This is a genomic window from Terriglobus albidus (genome assembly GCF_025685425.1).
Classification (GTDB): Bacteria; Acidobacteriota; Terriglobia; order Terriglobales; family Acidobacteriaceae; genus Terriglobus; species Terriglobus albidus.
This window is the reverse complement of the sequence record NZ_JAGTAS010000057.1, coordinates 309,886-327,338: the sequence shown is the minus strand read 5'-3', so window position 1 is coordinate 327,338 and position 17,453 is coordinate 309,886. Positions and strand designations below refer to the sequence as shown.

The window sequence follows — 17,453 nt, the reverse complement described above, 5'->3', positions numbered from 1 at the left end:
AGCTCAGTAGAGGAGACGTTTCGATATGCCGGAGTATCCAGCGAGTCTTTGGAACGCGATAGGCAAGCTGCCGGGGAGTTTCAGTTTCAGGAAAGGAGATTGTTGATGATCACGATAGTCACAAAGCGAACGTGCAGCAGGTTTCTCCTGTGCACGATGTCCACGCTGCTGGCAAGTACGATCGCTATCGGCCAGAACCAACCCGGTGCTTCCGGCCAGCAACAGCCCAACATGCCTAATCAGCAGCCTATGAATTCAGGAGGGATGGGGCCTGATGCCAACTCCATGAATCAGCAGGCGACGACTGACAAGGACTTCGTCAAGAAGGCGCTTGAAGGTGGAACCGCCGAGGTGGAATTGGGACAATTGGCACAGCAAAAGTCGCAAAGCGAAGATGTAAGGCAATTTGGTCAGAAGATGGTAGACGACCATACACAGCTTGGTGACCAGATAAAACCGATAGCGCAGCAGATGGGAGTCAAAGAGCCTAAGGAGCCATCAAAAAAGGATAAGCAACTCATTGCGCGGCTCGGAGCGCTTTCCGGCAGTCAGTTCGATGAAGCCTACATCCAGGCAATGGTGAAAGATCACAAACAAGACCTGAAAGAATTCAAAGATGAAGCACAGTTGACGCAGGATCCAAACGTTAAGCAAGTTGCGCGTCAGGGCACGGGCGTAATCTCCCAGCACCTGCGTCTCATTGAGCAGATCGCACAAAACCACAATGTCGCAGTCGACGGTAAGTCGAAAGCGTCCAGCAGTGCAAAATAAAGACGATGGAGTTCTGGGCGATACGACAGGAGAATTGCTCTAGGCTGGGCTGGAGGGCACGGCGTTGCTCTCCAGCAGCCGTATCTCAATCGAGTTCACGGCCATGACGACTACATCAATGGGCGCCGTCGTTCGCAAACTATTTATTGTTTTCCAGTGACCGAATCGGAGTTAAGCCTTGCAAGAAGATCTTGCGGGTGGACAGGTTTGGATAGCAGTTCCAGATCGTATCCCGCTCCCTTCGCTTCCTTGAGCAGGTTGTTTGTGGCGGCCTGGCCGGAGAACAAAAGAACCTTACACTCAGGAAACTTTTGGCGAAATTGGATCGCCAACTCGATGCCATTCATGTCCGGCATGACGACGTCGGTCAACAGAAGGTTGGGAGGCAATGCCTCAGCAGCGGCTAAAGCCTCTTTTGCAGACCCGAATGCCCGGGCATCGAAGCCATTCTGGGTGAGAATGATCGCGAGCGTCGTGGCAATTACGTGCTCGTCATCAACGACGTAAATTCGCTGTCTATTTCCAAGGCGATCTTCCATAGCGTTCGAAGCAAACCACTCCATAGCCGTGGCCTACTTGGACCCCCAGAGAGAGGGCGACTTTGTAAACTATGGCCCGGACGTGTATCACTTTTAACGTATCGAATGGCGGCATTGCAAGAGGGCAGATGAGAACACCCTTAAATAAAGCATCGAAATCGACTCTATCAATGCCGGCTGGGGCGTGCACTTGCAATTTCCAGTTCTGTGAACTGTGCGGTGGCTGACAGTTCAGAGAGTCGATTAACCTGGGTTCCTTAAATCAGAGCGATCAGGCTCAGGCTGGAGGCATTTTCCCTAATCAGAGCGATCAGGCTCAGGCTGGAGCATTTTCCCTGTAGGTGTAGTCCAGGGCATCCGCATCTATGGGCGTTTTCCGCCATGAAAACGCCGCTGCACGCCCCTTCCGGGATACCCAGCAACAGGGAAAACGCTCTAGAATATCCATATCGGACCAGATCTCTACCTCCCGGTTTCTCCCCGAACCCGATAGTGTATGTCTGCATCGTTCCCCGTTGCGAAATGACGGTATGGGCCTTTTAAATTCGGACCAGCGAAAACTAGAACTCGTCGTCCAGTCAGGGCTACTGCTAGCCAAAAACCTTGACCTGCAAGCGATCGTGCAAGCTGCAACCGACGCAGGGCTGGAATTATGTGGCGCTCAGTTTGGCGCTCTTTTCTACAACGTCATTGACGATCAAGGGGAGCGTTATTCCCTCTATACGCTTTCGGGCGTCGCCCGAGAGAAGTTCGCAAAGTTTCCGATGCCCCGCAACACCGACGTGTTCGCGGCTACCTTCGAGGGGACCGGGATCGTTCGCTCCGCCGACATCACCAAAGATCCTCGTTATGGGCACAATGCCCCATTCAAAGGAATGCCGGACGGGCATCTGCCCGTTCGCAGCTATCTCGCTGTTCCGGTCAAGGCGAGCTCCGGCGAAGTCCTAGGAGGTCTCTTCTATGGGCACGAACAGGTAGGAATCTTCGAGCGGGACTGCGAAGATCTGCTCGGTGCCGTCGCTGCTCAGGCCGCCGCTGCTATTGAGAATGTAAGGCTTCGCGAGCAACTTACTCGGAAGATCGCGGATCTGGAAAAATCGAAACTTAACCTCATGAACGTGGCAGGCCACGTAGCGGCCCTCGCCGCTATCGTGGAATCGTCCGATGACGTGATCCTGAGTAAAGATCTGCAAGGCCGCATCACAAGCTGGAATCAGGCAGCGGCGCAAATCTTGGGTTTCACTAAGGAGGAGATGATAGGAAGGCCGATCTTTGACCTCGTCCCTGAGCATCTCCACGAAGAGGAAAAGGCCATTCTCGGCCGCATCCGCAATGGCGAGAAGCTTGAAAACTATGAAACGCTTCGCTTGACGAAAGACGGGCGCACTCTGCACGTGGATCTAGGTATCTCTCCCATTCGTGACAGCTCCGGCGCAGTCGTCGGTGCATCTTCCATCGTGCGCGATCTGACCCGCCGGAAAAATATAGAGAAAGCTTTGATCCAGGCTGAGAAGCTGGCGGCTGCGGGGCGAATGGCCGCTACGATCGCTCACGAGATCAATAATCCTCTTGAAGCGGTGCTGAATCTTGTCTTCCTCATCAGATCGAACGCCGCGAATTCTTCTCAGGTTCTCGCCTATGCGGAGGATGCAGAGACAGAGCTAGTACGCATTGCCCATCTCGCCCGGCAGACGTTGGGCTTCTACCGAGAGCACTCGGCCGTAGCTCTGATCTCGATCTCGACTCTCGTGGCAGATGTGCTCCGCATCTATGGGCCTCGCTGCAAAACTATTGGAATACGCGTGAAAACCAGTCTGAACTCGGAAGCCAGGCTGGTGCTGCGTACCGGGGAGATGATGCAGGCCATCTCGAATCTCATCATTAATGCAATCTACGCCATGCCGGATGGTGGAGATCTCAACGTCACCGTGGATGACCTGGTGCAGGAAGATGGACCCGCCGTCCGTCTTTCCATTAAGGACACTGGCTGCGGGATTCCTTACCACGATCATGCGCGCATCTTCGAACCGTTTTTCACGACGAGGCATACCATCGGCACAGGGATCGGGCTGTTTATCGCCAGGCAATTTGTGGAAGGACATGGCGGAACGATCGAGTTTGAAACCTCAACTGATCCTTCCGAGCATGGAACCTGCTTCTCCATTGTTCTGCCACAGCAGACGGTATATGCCGATGTTTTGCCGGAATCGCAATTGAAGACCTCTGCACGATCCTGAAGATGGGCTGCAATTCCAAATGTCACGGCGGAGTCATGCAAGCGTTTATGGTAGCGAGCTTTATCAGCGGTTAAGCCGCTCATAAAGCACAACAGCATCGTTATGTTGTTCGTCTTTTGCCGCGTATACCAGCGTCACCACTCCGTCCCTGGCCTTTTCTCTGATCTGATCGATTTCTACTCGTTTTTCGCGTAGTTCCGCCAGGTAGCGAGAGCGGAACTCTTTCCATTTGGCTGGATCATGGCCGAACCATGTCCTCAACTCCGGGCTCGGAGCAATCTCTTTCAACCAAAGGTCAATATGGGCCTTTGCCTTGGATAACCCTCGTGGCCACAGGCGATCGATAAGGATGCGGAATCCGTCGGACGGGGCAGCCGGTTCATAGGCTCGTTTAATCTGAATATTCATGGCCTTCTTGATTGGATCGTCTAAATCACAGCTGGGTGGCCCACGCCTTTTTGTTTTCATCACGGACGGGTGGCCCATATCTCGGCATTGCCGAGATGTGGGTTTGCAGAAATCTAATGACGAGATAACGTTGCGACCAATGCCGAAGCTCCATTCCATGTAATCTGCACGCCGATGCAAAGAAGTATGAATGCCACTACCCGCAAGATACCGTGGGCGGTTGAGGCCGGGATTCGCTTCGTGAGTTTCGCGGCATGTGCATAGCACACAAACACCAGCAGGCTGACCGCGACAATTGCAAGGAAAAGCGCCAGATGGGCAAGGATGACCGCGCTATCGGGGCCCTCGGAAAACCTGGCGCTGAGGGTGAGCAGAACGACCAGCGTTCCGGGGCCGGAGGTGACTGGAAAGGTGAATGGGTAGAACGCCTTTTCTTCCAGGCTGTGCAGTTGGTTTTCAGGCATGATGTGGGCTTCTTCCTGTTTATCCTTTGCCGCGGCCTCGGAGTCCTTCTCGTTGAGAACAGACCACCCAATGGCGGCAATCACGAGACCGCCCGAGACCTGCACGATCGGGAGAGAGATTCCAAAGAACTTCAGGATGGTCGAGCCCAGGAGTTCGAAGATCCCAAGGAAGATCACATTATTGAGCGCAATCTTCCGCGCGAGACTTTTGTAGACCGGTTTAGGCGCGTCGCCGGCAAGGCCGAGAAAGACCAAAGCTGAGCCCAGTGGGTTGATAAGCGGCAACAGGGCACTGAATGCCAATAAAAATGAGTGCCAAACCAGCATGCCTTCCACTCCTTGTGATCGATTGCCAGCCGCTACGAAGTCTAAATCAGAAAAATCCCTGGTAAACGCCCGCTTCATCCGAGTGGATTGTTGTGCCTCAAAGATGAGAGGATTTGAGTGCTTCGATAACGAGAAAATTGGCATGCAAAACAGCTCCCTGAACAGGCCCTGGCAAACTATTGCCGTAACGATGCTCGGATTCGTTCCCGGTGTTCTCCTGGCGCAATCCGCAAAGCCGCACACTGATAAGGCGCACACAACCTGGCGGGAGTATGGCGGCGCCGCGGATGGCGCTCAGTACTCAGCCCTGCGGCAGGTCAATCGCACCAATGTGAAGCAGTTGCAGGTGGCTTGGAAGTATTCCACCAGCGACAATCGCAAGTATCTTTTCAATCCTCTTGTGATTGACGGCGTGATGTATGTGCTGGCGAAAGAGAACTCCATCGTTGCGCTGGATGCAGCTACGGGCAAAGAGCTGTGGGTGCATCCCACGGATCCGAAGGCGACCCTGCTTACGTACCGCGGCCTGAACTACTGGGAGAGTGCTGACCGATCGGACCGCCGGCTTCTTTTTGCCGTGAACAACTCTCTGCAGGCGATCGACGCGCGCACGGGCAAGAGCATCACGACCTTCGGTAAGAACGGTTGCGTCGATCTGCGAGAGGGGTTGGGGCGCGATCCGCATACGCTGACGCTGGTGCAGTCGGTCAATCCTGGCCGGGTCTACGAGAATCTGCTCATTCTGGGTTCTGCCACGAATGAGGAGTACAACTCGGCGCCGGGCGATGTGCGCGCCTATGACGTGCTGACGGGCAAGATGGCGTGGATCTTCCATACGATTCCGCATCCAGGGGAAGCAGGTTACGAAACCTGGCCGAAGGATGCCTGGAAGACGGCCGGCGGAGCCAATGCCTGGCAAGGCATGGCGCTGGATGAGAAACGTGGCATTGTCTATGTGCCTACGGCCAGTCCGAAGTACAACTTCTATGGCGCAAACCGGCTCGGCAAGAACCTCTATGGTGATTCGCTGCTCGCCTTGAACGCGCGTACCGGGAAGCTTGTCTGGTACTACCAGATGGTCCATCACGACATATGGGACTATGACAATGCCACCACGCCCATGCTGACCACGGTGAAGCATGACGGCAAGATGGTCGATGTTGTTGCGCAGCCGGGCAAGACGGGGTTTCTGTGGGTCTTCGATCGGGCAACCGGCAAGCCGCTGTGGCCTATTGAAGAACGGCCGCAGATGAAGTCCGACATGCCTGGCGAGGAGACCTGGCCGACGCAGCCGTTTCCAACCAAGCCGTTGCCTTTTGCACGGCAGAGCTTTACTGCGGACGAGATCAATCCTTACCTCGATGCTGATGAGCGCGATACATTTCGCAAACAGATGCTGGAGGCGAAGAATCACGGCCTCTTTACGCCACCGGCGACACAAAATACCGTGCAGATGCCAGGCAATAATGGCGGAGCGAACTTTGGCGGCGCGGCGGCTGATCCTGCCGGGATGGTCTATGTCGTTTCGAAAGATCTGCCCGCAATGTTGAAGCTTGAGCTGTCGAATGATGTGGATCGGTCCGGACCTCCGGTAGCGCAGGGCCGCGATCTTTATAAAGCAAATTGCAGCATCTGCCATGGTGCGGATCGTGCGGGAAAACCGCCCCTCATCCCGTCACTGGCCGACGTCAGGACGCGGCTATCAGACGAGCAGATTCGCGAAGTCATGCAGTACGGGAAAGGGCAGATGCCGGCGTTTGCAAAAATTTCGGAAGTGGATGCGGGCAACGTCCTCGCCTATCTTGCGCAGCCGGATCTCGCGCCCGCCGTGGATGTGGATGCTTCAAAGCCGAAGGTTGTGGATCCGACGACGGCGCACTATCGCAGCGGGTTTGGATTCATGGTGGGACGGAATGGTCTTCCGGCGATTGCTCCTCCCTGGACGTCACTTACTGCATACGATCTGAACACGGGCGATATCCGCTGGAAGATCGCGCTTGGCGAAGTGCCTGAACTTGCAGAAAAGGGCATAAAGGACACCGGCTCGCAGATGCCGAAGGTCGGCCCGGTTGTGACAGCGGGCGGCCTTATCTTCACGGGCACGCGCGATCATAAAGTGCGTGCACTGGATTCATCCAGTGGCAAGGTCCTCTGGGAAGCTACTGTTGATGAGGCTCTTGAAGGTATCCCGGCTGTCTATGAGATCGGCGGGCGGCAATACATCGTTTTCTGTGCCGCCGCTGCGTCAACATACTTTGGCACAACGACTCCGAAGATCGTGCATGGTTCTTATGTAGCCTTTGCTCTCCCCAAGGTCGAGAACGCGCCGAAATAGGCGCTCCATGGACGGGTAGCCCACTTCTTGGCGCCGCCGAGAGGTGGGTTACAGCATACTGACGACCACGGATTTCGATGCAAATGCCGGATGGCTGACCGTGAGTTGAACAGATCCGTGTTGCCCAGGCACGCCTCGAACCCAAACTGCTCCTACCGCACCCGAGTCGGTGAGATCGAAAGTTGTATCGCCGACCATCTTGCCCGGGCCATTAAGTGTCACAGTGATCACTCCATCGGCAACGGGCCGTGCGTTCCCGAACTCATCTTCTACGCCGAAAGCGACCCGTGTGCTGTCGATTCCATCTCCTGCAATTGCGGCATCGTCGGCTGTAACCCATAACCGGTCGTGAGTGCGGTCTCCGGTGAAGGAACGCGACACAACCCGTTTCCCCCGGATATACCCATCGATCCGCAACACGGACGTTCCTGCTTGTTCCCAGGGGAGATCCGTGATGAAGGGCGGGTAGGCAGTCTTCGGATAGTTTGTAATATCGGGTTGTAGCGTTGCCTGATGTTGATCGTTCAGGAAGACTCGGAGCTCGTTGCAGTTTGAAAAAATCGCCGCCGGTCCCGTACTCACATGCAGTCTGGCGTCCCAATAAAAGCTGGGTTCAAGGACCACCCGTTTCGCCGGATCGACCTGCGCCATGTAAAAGGAGGCGCCCAGTTTCGGAATCCGGAAAGTATCGACAACGCCGGGACACTTGACCCCGTTGTAGGCATTCATCGGGCTGGCGTAGTCATAGGCGCACCATGCAATCACTCCGGCATTTCGCGGATCTCTTGCCGCACGATCATGAGCCTGGGCGTGAAGCAATGCCTGCGCATTCTGCTCCTCCGGGATACCTGCCCGCCGGTATCGCCTAAGGAAATTTTTGGCTGTACCGTAGGAATACTGTCCAACCGCCTCGGCAAGCATGTAGGGCACCCCCGGCAGGGCCGGATCGATACCTACGCTGCCGTCGGAAGCGGCATGATAGTCGTCGAAGGCAAACGTGTCCTCATGCCAATGTTCCTTCCAATCGGAACGGGATGACGGCGTCATACTGCCCGACGTCGGCCGCGTGGGATCGAGCTGCTTCGCAAGATCGTGCGTGCGTTGATAGAACGCGGGATCGTTCGCCGACTCGTTAATGCGAGTGCCCCAGATGATGATGGAAGGGTGATGACGGTCTCTCCGAATCATCTCCTCAACGTTTCGAAGCGCAACATCCTTCCATGCCGCATCGCCGAGATACTGCCAGCCAGGGATCTCTTCCCAGACCAGAAGTCCCAGTTCATCGCAGGCGTCGAGAAACGCAGGAGACTGCGGATAATGTGAGCAGCGAACCATGTTGCAGTTGAGAATATTGCGAAGGTAGGCTGCATCCCGCCGCATGGAGCGTTCCGAGGCGGCAAATCCGACGTACGGAAACAGTTCATGACGGTCCAGACCGAAGATTCGGGTTTTCTTTCCGTTCAGATAAAAGCCGTCAAGCTCGAAGCGTGCATCCCGAAATCCGAAACGAATCGACCTGGTGTGTACCGTTCGGCCCTTGATGAGAAGGGAGGTCTCCAGTCGATAGAGGCTGGGAGTGTCGGGACTCCAAAGTTTGATTCCATGGAGCGGCTCCATTACCAGTGTCGCTATCTCTATGCCGGCAACTAGTTTTTGAGGCTGCCTCTGGGAATGAACAAGCTTGCTTTCATCGAAGAGTCTGGCGGCGAGGATCGCATCGGAGGTCGTGTCCGCGTCCACGCTGACTAGAACTTCGAGAGTTGGGGAATCACTCAAGACCGCTTTGGATTGTGCCCAAAGGTCTGTAATCGCAGTTCGCGGCTGCGTCCGTAGTGTGATGCGGCCGTTGATGCCGCCTGGAAGATAGTAGTCTACGGAGGCGACTCCCTTCGGAGATCCGGAAGGCGGAACATTCAACCATCTTGAATCAAGCTGGATCTCAATCTGATTTGTCCCGGTGCGTACTGCGTCTGTAATCTCGCACTCGAAGGGAGTGAAACCTCCTTCGTGAGATCCGACCGGGCGCCCATTCACTATCACCTGTGCGCTGGCCAACGCGCGCTCGACGGAAAGAAAAAGCCGTTCTTTTGACAAGAGATTCGGCAGGGTTACGTTTCGCCGGTACACCCACACTTTTTCCCAGGAAGACGATTGCCATTGATGCCAGGATAGAGCTACCGGGGAATGCGGAAGGTTGATTGCCCGTTGAGCGATCTCTCCTTCAGCATAGAGATCCCATTCCGTTGAAAGGTCCCGATCACGCGTCAGATTGGATACTGGTGCGGCCGAAGTGAACTGAGGCCCGGTGGTAGCCAAAAGAGTAGCGGCAGCACTGTAGGTAAAGGCTCTGCGGGTGATCGTCATACGCGACATCCATCATAGGCTTCTGGATATCGTTCGTTCTGCCATTGCGAGAGCCCTCGGCGCCCGCGATCCCCGGTGCACTTCAACGCCGCGAAGGAGTATTATTCGGGTTCGAAACTAAATCCCATGTCGCATGCTACAGCATCGTGATCGACTCTACTTTCTGAGGAGACCTATGAAGATCCGCACCAGGCTTGCTTTGGCTGCGTTTAGCGCAATCGTCGTTACTGGCGCCGTAGTGGGCCAGATGCCTTCTCCGGAGGAGCGGGCGCGCATTGAAGCGGGCAATGCCGCCGAGCGCAATCGAGAGCTGAAACTGCTGGGCATTACGGCGATGCAACCGGGCGTGACCGCATACGATATCGGCAAGCCGGGAAATGCGAACTACGACGAGTCCAAGGCGAATCCCTTTCCCAAGCTGCCGGAGTTGATGACACTGCAGAACGGAACCAAGGTAAAGACGCGAGCGCAGTGGGAGCAGCGGCGCAAGGAGATCAAAGCGCTGTTTGACGACGATATTTACGGCAAATTCCCCGCGACGATCCCATCGGTGAGCTGGACGGTTGCCGGCACAGAGGAGACGGCGGTCTCTGGCGTCCCGGCGGTTGTGAAACATCTCGTTGGGCACACGGATAACTCGGCGTATCCAGCCATCACTGTTGATATCCACGCCGACTTGGTGACACCGGTGTCAGCAAAAGGCAAGAAGGTGCCCGTTATCATCGGCGGTGGATCGACCCGCCCACGCCCAGTCCGTCCGCCAGCGGCAGCGGGCCAGCCGGTGCATATGCTGTCCATGCCGGAGAATCCGCCGGACTCCTCGGAGCTTCTGCTGAAGCATGGATGGGGTTTTGTCAGCCGCGTCTCGAACGAAGTGCAGGCCGACAACGGCGCGGGCCTGACCAGCGGCATTATCGGTCTGGTGAACAAGGGGCAGCCCCGCAGCCTGGACGATTGGGGTGTCCTGCGCGCGTGGGGATGGGGCGACAGCCGCATCGTGGACTATCTGCTGACTGATCCAGATGTGGATGGCACGAAGATTGGCGTCACTGGTCATTCGCGTGGAGGCAAGGCTGCGTTGGTTGCCATGGTTGACGATCCGCGCATCGCCATCGGGTACATCTCGTCTTCGGGCGCAGGCGGAGCCAACCTTTACCGCCGCAACTATGGCGAAGCGATGGGTAATCTGGCGGGCAACTCAGAGTTTCACTGGTTTGCAGGGAATTTCCTGCGTTATGCCGCCGCAGGTCACACGACCAATGAGATGCCGGTGGATAGCCACGAATTCATCGCTCTGGCTGCTCCACGCGCTCTGTTTATCGGTGGAGGAGCCTTCATCGAAGACCCGAAGTACCTTCCCGGAGATGCCTGGCAAGATGCTCAGGGCATGTTCATGGCAGCCGCGGCGGCTAGTCCGGCCTGGGAGGTCTATGGAGTGAAAGGATTGAATACCAGCACCTTTCCGCCCATGAATACGTTCGTCAATACCGGCAGAATCGCATTCCGGCAGCACCAGTATGGCCACACTCCCGCACCAAATTGGCCGTACTTTATTGAGTTTGCCGATCGCATCTTCCAGGGAAAGTAACGTCGAATCTAACAAATCCCTCTTCTGTCGAATTGCACGCAGGCTATGGACGTTGCGCCAGTATGCGCTGCAGGTAAAGCTGGAAGAACTGCTCTTCATGGGCCGTGAGGCAGACCTCTACGTTGGGCCTTCCGGAGGATGGGACGGTCGATCCTTTTTCGTCGACACTTACCTGCATCGGCATGGTCGGGCAAACATCCGGCTGCAGCAGTGATGCGATGGTCATCGCATCGTAAAGGGTGGGCGTCTCTTGACCCCACTGATAGTAGAGTGCCGTCAGCATATAGGTAAGGGGAGATGCATGACGGAAGATGGTCTTCCGTTTCTCCGGATCGAGTCTCAAGCGAGTGGAATTGAGAGGGAACACCGTCATGGGAACCCCGGAACTGAAGACCTTCTGCGCCGCAGCGATGTCGTTCTTGATGTTCCACTCTGGCGAAGCTTTTTCGGTCTCGGTTGGGATATCGCCTCCCATGATCACGATTCTCTTCAGAAGGTGAAATGTCGCGGGATCTTTGTCAATCATGTCTGCCAGATTGGTAAGAGGGCCAATCGCCACCAGTTCAATCTGACGTGGATGTTTACGAATCTGCGCCAGAGTGAAGTCAACCGCGGAAGGAAGGCGAACTCCTCGGAAGTCTACGTCTTTGGCAAAGTCTTCCTGAGTGAGCGTTGTAGGCGGGCGTGTCGCCCGCCCTGGAGCCACCGGGATAGAACCGTGTCCAGACTCGCGCAGCATGCGAAGGGCAAGCTGGGCACGGGTCTGTGTATCCCCGGTGGCGGTTGTAACGCCGAGCAGGCTGATTTCTCTGCTCTGAAGTGCAAGCGCCAGGGCAAATGCATCATCGATGTCGTCGCCGATGTCAGTATCGAGGATGACCTGGTGGCTGGCAGAAATGGGCGCCGCTGTCTGGCTATGTGAAGGCTGCGCCAACAGGCAAAGTAGTATCGCGAAGCAATAAATTCGTCTGATGCTGTGCATCTTCTCCACCACCTTCCAGAAAATCCTGCCCCAATCTCGGCAAGCCGTTACGCTAGAGCATTTCACTGCAGGTGTACCCAGAGGATCCGCATCTATGGGCGTTTTCCGCAATGAAAACGTCGCTGCACGCCTTTTCCGGGATACCCAGCAACAGTGAAAATACTCTATTTCGTGAATAGCGTCAGATCGATGGAATCGGCCATGCCTTTCATTCCCGCATCGTTCGGGTGTAGGTGATCGCCGCTGTCGTAGGTGGGAAGAAATGCGTCCCGCTTTGCGGAGTCGGATGTCGCTTTGTCGAAATCAATGACGCCATCAAATTCGCCTCCTGTCCGTATCCACTGGTTCAGTGCAGCACGCACCTGCTCTCCCGCGGGCGAAGAGTATCCGGTAGGGAGGTATGGCGTAAGTGTTGCACCGATGATCTTCAGTCCGTTTGCGTGAGCGCGTGTGATCAGCAGACGATCTGCCGCGATGAGCTCCTGAACCGATACATGATCGTAGGGATTCTTCTGGTCATAGCTGTGTCCGATGTCGTTAATACCTTCCAGCAGAACGACATACTTGACGTTCGCAAGCTCCAGAACATCGCGGTCGAATCGCGACAGCGCACTTGGGCCGGTTACATCGTGGAGAACGCGATTGCCGCCAATCCCAACATTCATCACGGCCATGGTTGCCGTTGCGGGATTGGCCGCCAAACGCTTGGCCAGTAGATCAGGCCAGCGCTGGTTCGTATCGACAGTACTTCTGGAGCCATCTGTGATGCTGTCGCCAAAACAGAGAACAGCTCCCTGGGAAGGAGAGGAGACCGCGACAGATTTCAGGTAGCGGAAGCTCATCAACTTCGTTGCGTCTGTCAGGGTAAGGGCGGATACTTGGTTTCCCGGAGCCAGATAGTTGGTTGCATCCGCAAAGTTATGTTGAGAGACGAAGGTCATTGGCTGCGTGGGGATAAACAGGCTTACGGCAACGTCGCTCATCGCAGGGAAGGGCAAATGAACCGCATCGCTCCAGACGAACTTGCCGGGGGGAATCACAATGCTCGCCTGCCCCTGAAAGGACAAGGCAACGGGTGTGGACACTGTATTGTCCGTCTGTCTGAGGGCGATGGTGGCGGCGCCTACGGTGAGCGGTTCAATCCCGAACTCATTGGTCAACTGCACACTGACGGTGTCGGTTGATCCAAGGGAAACGTGAACGATGTTGCGAATCGTCTTATCACCGGTGTCGGTGGTTTTGGTGAGCGCCTGGACGGGCGCGGTAGCCCAGGTTCCCGTCATCACCATGGGGGTCGCAGTCTGAGCCCCTGTCATTGAGATCGTTGTAAGCAGAAAGCCAATCGCACACCATTGCTGAACACGCATTGAGAAAACGCTCCGAGGTAAAAAATCAATAATGCAATCGATGGTGCCAAACTTGGGACTCTTTGGGCAAGGCTTGACTCGCGGACAGCAATGCACACAGGACACTAGACCATTTTCACTGTAGGTGTAGAGCAGGGCTTCCACATTTATGGGCGTTTTCCGCAATGAAAACGCCGCTGCATACCTTTTCCGGAATACCCAGCAACAGTGAAAATGCTCTAGTATGTTCTCGCTGCCGATAGTCCAAAACGGTCACGAGCAAAGGCTGAATAAAAAAATGGCTTTGAATCGAGGTCAACTGCACATGGCGCGATGACAGTTCCCTCTGGACCTGGGCTGGGTGTCGACATCGATCCCGCTTATATTGCGAAGCACGAAGCCGTCAGAGTTAAGTACAGCAGGCTTATGGTTGAGAGCTTAAATGAGACGACCTCGTACTTTTGTACGAGGTCGTCTCGTTTGGGCGCTGCTGAGTTTTAGAACTTCAGGATCGCGGCCAGTTGCAGTGAGCGGCCGCCTCCCGTTCCATTCACACCACTGCCACTGCCAATGGTGCGGGTGATCTGACCGAAGGTTCCGCCGGTAATGTTCGCAACATCCGGACCAGTGCTGGTGGTTGGAGTTGCAAATTGTGGAGTATTCGACACCTGGAAGACGTCCATACGGATATCCAATGTGGTGCCTTCCTTATAGACCGGGAACGTTTTGAAGATCGAAGCGTTGTTCTGCACAAATCCAGGTCCGCGGAATGCGTTGCGCGCCGTGTTGCCGACCGTTGTGCCCGAGTTCTCCGAGCAGACAGCCGTGCAACCTGCCGGCTGCGAGAAGACCGAGGTATCGAACCACTTATGTCCCGGTCCGCCACCCAGCTTGGTGAACTTGCCAGTGAGGTTGGCCGTCTGGGTCCAGCCCGGCGTATTGAGATTATTGTTCGCGGTTACGGTGAATGGGGTACCGCTCACAACCGAGACTACGCCCGACAGCTTCCAACCTCCGACGGTGTAGGCCCCAATTCCATGATTGAAGAACTTTTTGCCTCTACCGAACGGAAGCTCGTAGGTAAACGCCTCCTGTAGGTTGAACTTGCGGTCGTAATCGGTAGGAGCGTAGTTGCGGCGAATGTTCTGATAGAACATGAAGCCACCATCGTCTCCATTGAAAAGATTCAGCCCTTTGCCATAGGTGAACGAGGTGATGTTGGAGAAGCCGTGCGTGAAGCGACGGTTCAACGATACCTGAAGCGAGTTGTAGTTGGTGGACGTGCCGATGAAGTACTGCGTGACTGCTGCCGTCCTTCCGAAGGCGATATTCAATGGCAGGTCAGCATTGCCGCCGCCAAGACGCGAAGAGAGATTGATGTTCTGTCCTGCACCCATCCCCACGCCGTGATTGCCGACATAGCCAACCGACAGCGAGAAATCCCATGGCAGAGCCTGCTGCACAAACAGGTTATAGCTCTCTACGTATGGATTGCGATAGTTCAGCGGAATATAAGTATAAGAAGAAGAGTTCAGAGCGGTACCCGGAGCAATCGAGATGATGCCGTTGGAGGGAACCGTCACCGGCACGGGAGCCGGGAAGCCTGCCTGGAAGGTCGCCGGTGTCGTGTTGTCGGCCAGCACGGCAGGACCGTAGCTGTTCTGTAATGTGGATTGGGAATACGCGTTATTGGCGCGTACCGGATAGTTATAGGCATAGCTGTTGTCTTCAAACGGCATGTAGCTCATGCCAAAGCCGCCACGGACCACCAGCTTGTCATTCACGCGGAAGGCAAAGCCTGTACGGGGAGCGAAGTAGCTGTATCGCGTCGTCATTCCCAGGTTGGAAGGGTTGCCGCCGATTCCTGCGATTACCAGCGTGTTATTCGAGGGGTTGTAGTTGGAGAACTGTCCTGCCTTGCGAGCTGTGGCCGGCGGATAGAACTCCCAGCGCAGGCCGTAGTCCAGCGTTAGCCTTGATGTGGCATTCCATTTATCGCCTGCAAAGGCAAAGAACCACCACTGACGATAGGTGGGGAAATAGGTGAACAGGTCACGGCCGGCGGCACTCGGCAGGCCAAGCAGGAAGGAAGCAAGATCGTTGTGAAAGTCAGTCGCAGGGCCGCCGTTCAATCCGGTCTGATTCTGGCCGAAGGTGTAGAGTCCACGGGGGCTGTATGTCTGGCCCTGAAGCAAATCATCGCGCACCCGGCGAAGATCTACACCGAACTTGAACTGATGGTTGCCCATAACCTTCGTCCAGTGATTGACGAAGTCAATGTTTGCCTCTGCCCGGATCCACGGCAGAGAAGCGGAGTAGCCGATGGTCGGCTGCGAGAAGCTGCCAAGATTGATGCCCACCTGGCCGGAGGTCAAGGCGTCAAGATTCACACCTGGAACGCCAATAGTGGTTGCATCCTTGTTGCCGTAGTCAGAAGGTTGCGCGTCGTTCCTGTAGTGAGCCACGCCCAGACGGACCTCGGTGAGGAGTGTGGGCGAGAAAGTGTGCGTGTAGTTGCCGCCTGTGCTCCATGCTTTCTGAACGCCGCGCCCTGCGAAGCCTCCGTTCGGAGAAGGTCCGCCGGCAAAGTTGCCGAAGATTGGCGCCTGAAACAGGTTGTTCTTTTGATAGCTGAAGCGGCCGCTCAGGCGATCCGTGGCCCTGATCTGCCAGTCGACCTTGCCGTCATAGTTGTCCGAGGTCTTCTGAAATGGAAGATTGATGAAGTAGTTGTTGCTGGGTGAGCCAGTTGAACTGAGGTTTGTATTGGGCGCCGGCATCAGCGCCAGCAGAGCTGCGCTGACCGGGTTCACGCGTCCGCAGGGAATGAGGTTGCCGGCAAACGGCGTACGGCCCCGGCCGGTGTTGCTGCCGCTCTGAGTGCCCGTTGAAGGGTCATAGACCTGGCCCTTACCGTTTGCAGTATAGCCATCGCTCAGATCGTAGAAGCCACCGACGCAGGTCGTCGCCTTCTTGAACGGAATCGTTACCGTGTTGCTATTGGCTTCATGGTCGGAGGTGCGGAAGTAATCGCCATAGAAGAACAGCTTGTCCTTGATGATGGGACCGCTCAGGTTGCCGCCGAAGTAGTTGTAGGCAACTTTGCCTACTTTAGTCGAGAAGTACGAGCGCGCGTTGAGGTAGTCGTTCTGTAGATACTCTGAAGCGCTGCCGTGGAATGCATTGCTTCCAGATTTCAACGTCACATTCACTACGGCGCCGACAGCGCGCCCAAGCTCCGCTTCGTAGTTGTTGGTCGACGTATCTACCGTCTGAATTGAATCTGCCGGAGGAATGAGCACCTGCAGCAGGCCGGTACGTTCATTGTCGTCAATACCTTCGATCTGATAGACGTTGCCCATGCGAGGCAGACCGTTCGCTTCTGTCTGCAGCGATGCGCTGGCGTTGAAGAACTGTGAGTGCTGGAACGTCGCCGGCGTCGTGCCGGGTACAAGATTAAGCAGAGACTGGAAATTGCGGTTGGTCCCCACGGGCAGGTTCGCGAGTTTTTCCGCTTCCAGCTTGGTGCTGACGTCCGCACGGTCTGTCTGCAGCAGCGGAATGGTATCCGTGACAGTAATCTCTTCAGTCGCCGCACCAGGGGTAAGGCTAAAGTCCACGCGCGAAGTTGTGTTTACGATCACATCGACGGATGCGCGGGTCTCTTTCTTGAAACCCTGCATCTCGACGGAGATGGCGTAGTTGCCCGGGGGAATATCAGAGAACGTATAGTTGCCGCTATCGTTCGTGATGGCCTCCCGCAGTGCGTTGGTAGAGGTTTCGCGTGCGACTACCCGGGCGTTTGGCGCGGCCGCGCCGGTCTTGTCCGTAACAGTGCCAACCAATGTGGCAGAGACGGTCTGTGCGTTTGTAATGGACGGTAAGAGAAGAAGAAGGAACAGAACAAAGATAAAACGCGACATTCCGAAATGTCGTAGCAGGCTCATCGCTGCCTCCAAGAAAAGGTGCCGAAACACCGCAGTTAAAGAAACTCGACTCTAGTGACACCCAAAGATGTCTATTTGGGCCACGAGAAAACTAGAAGAGCCTGAGAGAGGCTGTCAAGAAAAGAGATTGCATGAAGATTGAGCT

General features: G+C 55.6%; 11 protein-coding genes. 4 read left to right on the top strand and 7 right to left on the bottom strand.

Features of this window, described 5'->3' with window-relative positions:
- Positions 1-156 precede the first annotated feature (156 nt).
- Entirely contained in the window at positions 157-771 is a 615-nt protein-coding gene (locus OHL21_RS17600) for a DUF4142 domain-containing protein (RefSeq protein WP_263418600.1), read from the top strand.
- Positions 772-914: 143 nt separating this feature from the next.
- On the opposite strand, the gene OHL21_RS17595 is transcribed toward OHL21_RS17600, so the two are convergent.
- On the bottom strand, positions 915-1,310 hold the full coding sequence (locus tag OHL21_RS17595; RefSeq protein ID WP_263418599.1) for a response regulator: 396 nt from the start codon (positions 1,308-1,310) through the stop codon (positions 915-917).
- Positions 1,311-1,840: 530 nt separating this feature from the next.
- Between OHL21_RS17595 and OHL21_RS17590 the strand changes: the two genes are divergently transcribed.
- On the top strand, positions 1,841-3,547 hold the full coding sequence (locus OHL21_RS17590) for a sensor histidine kinase (protein ID WP_263418598.1): 1,707 nt from the start codon (positions 1,841-1,843) through the stop codon (positions 3,545-3,547).
- 63 nt (positions 3,548-3,610) lie between these two features.
- Here OHL21_RS17590 and OHL21_RS17585 read toward each other — a convergent pair whose 3' ends face one another.
- Positions 3,611-3,955, bottom strand: coding sequence for a DUF488 domain-containing protein (locus OHL21_RS17585; protein ID WP_263418597.1), 345 nt, complete (start codon positions 3,953-3,955; stop codon positions 3,611-3,613).
- 113 nt (positions 3,956-4,068) lie between these two features.
- Positions 4,069-4,824: a MarC family protein gene (locus tag OHL21_RS17580; protein ID WP_263418596.1), complete on the bottom strand. Its 756-nt coding sequence runs from the start codon at positions 4,822-4,824 to the stop codon at positions 4,069-4,071.
- A gap of 64 nt (positions 4,825-4,888) precedes the next feature.
- Between OHL21_RS17580 and OHL21_RS17575 the strand changes: the two genes are divergently transcribed.
- Complete coding sequence (locus OHL21_RS17575; protein ID WP_263418595.1) at positions 4,889-7,081, top strand: outer membrane protein assembly factor BamB family protein; 2,193 nt, start codon at positions 4,889-4,891, stop codon at positions 7,079-7,081.
- A gap of 48 nt (positions 7,082-7,129) precedes the next feature.
- Here the strand turns inward: OHL21_RS17575 and OHL21_RS17570 are convergent, their stop codons facing one another.
- Entirely contained in the window at positions 7,130-9,454 is a 2,325-nt protein-coding gene (locus tag OHL21_RS17570) for a glycoside hydrolase family 2 TIM barrel-domain containing protein (RefSeq protein ID WP_263418594.1), read from the bottom strand.
- A 166-nt stretch (positions 9,455-9,620) separates the two neighbouring features.
- Here OHL21_RS17570 and OHL21_RS17565 point away from each other — a divergent pair, with 166 nt between their 5' ends.
- Positions 9,621-11,033 (top strand): alpha/beta hydrolase family protein, encoded by a 1,413-nt coding sequence (locus OHL21_RS17565; protein WP_263418593.1) that lies wholly within the window; start codon positions 9,621-9,623, stop codon positions 11,031-11,033.
- A gap of 43 nt (positions 11,034-11,076) precedes the next feature.
- On the opposite strand, the gene OHL21_RS17560 is transcribed toward OHL21_RS17565, so the two are convergent.
- From OHL21_RS17560 to OHL21_RS17550, 3 genes are all read right to left on the bottom strand, one after another.
- On the bottom strand, positions 11,077-12,015 hold the full coding sequence (locus tag OHL21_RS17560; protein WP_263418592.1) for a nucleoside hydrolase: 939 nt from the start codon (positions 12,013-12,015) through the stop codon (positions 11,077-11,079).
- Positions 12,016-12,179: 164 nt separating this feature from the next.
- Positions 12,180-13,382, bottom strand: coding sequence for an SGNH/GDSL hydrolase family protein (locus tag OHL21_RS17555; RefSeq protein WP_263418591.1), 1,203 nt, complete (start codon positions 13,380-13,382; stop codon positions 12,180-12,182).
- 476 nt (positions 13,383-13,858) lie between these two features.
- On the bottom strand, positions 13,859-17,308 hold the full coding sequence (locus OHL21_RS17550; RefSeq protein ID WP_263418590.1) for a TonB-dependent receptor: 3,450 nt from the start codon (positions 17,306-17,308) through the stop codon (positions 13,859-13,861).
- Positions 17,309-17,453: the final 145 nt, after the last annotated feature.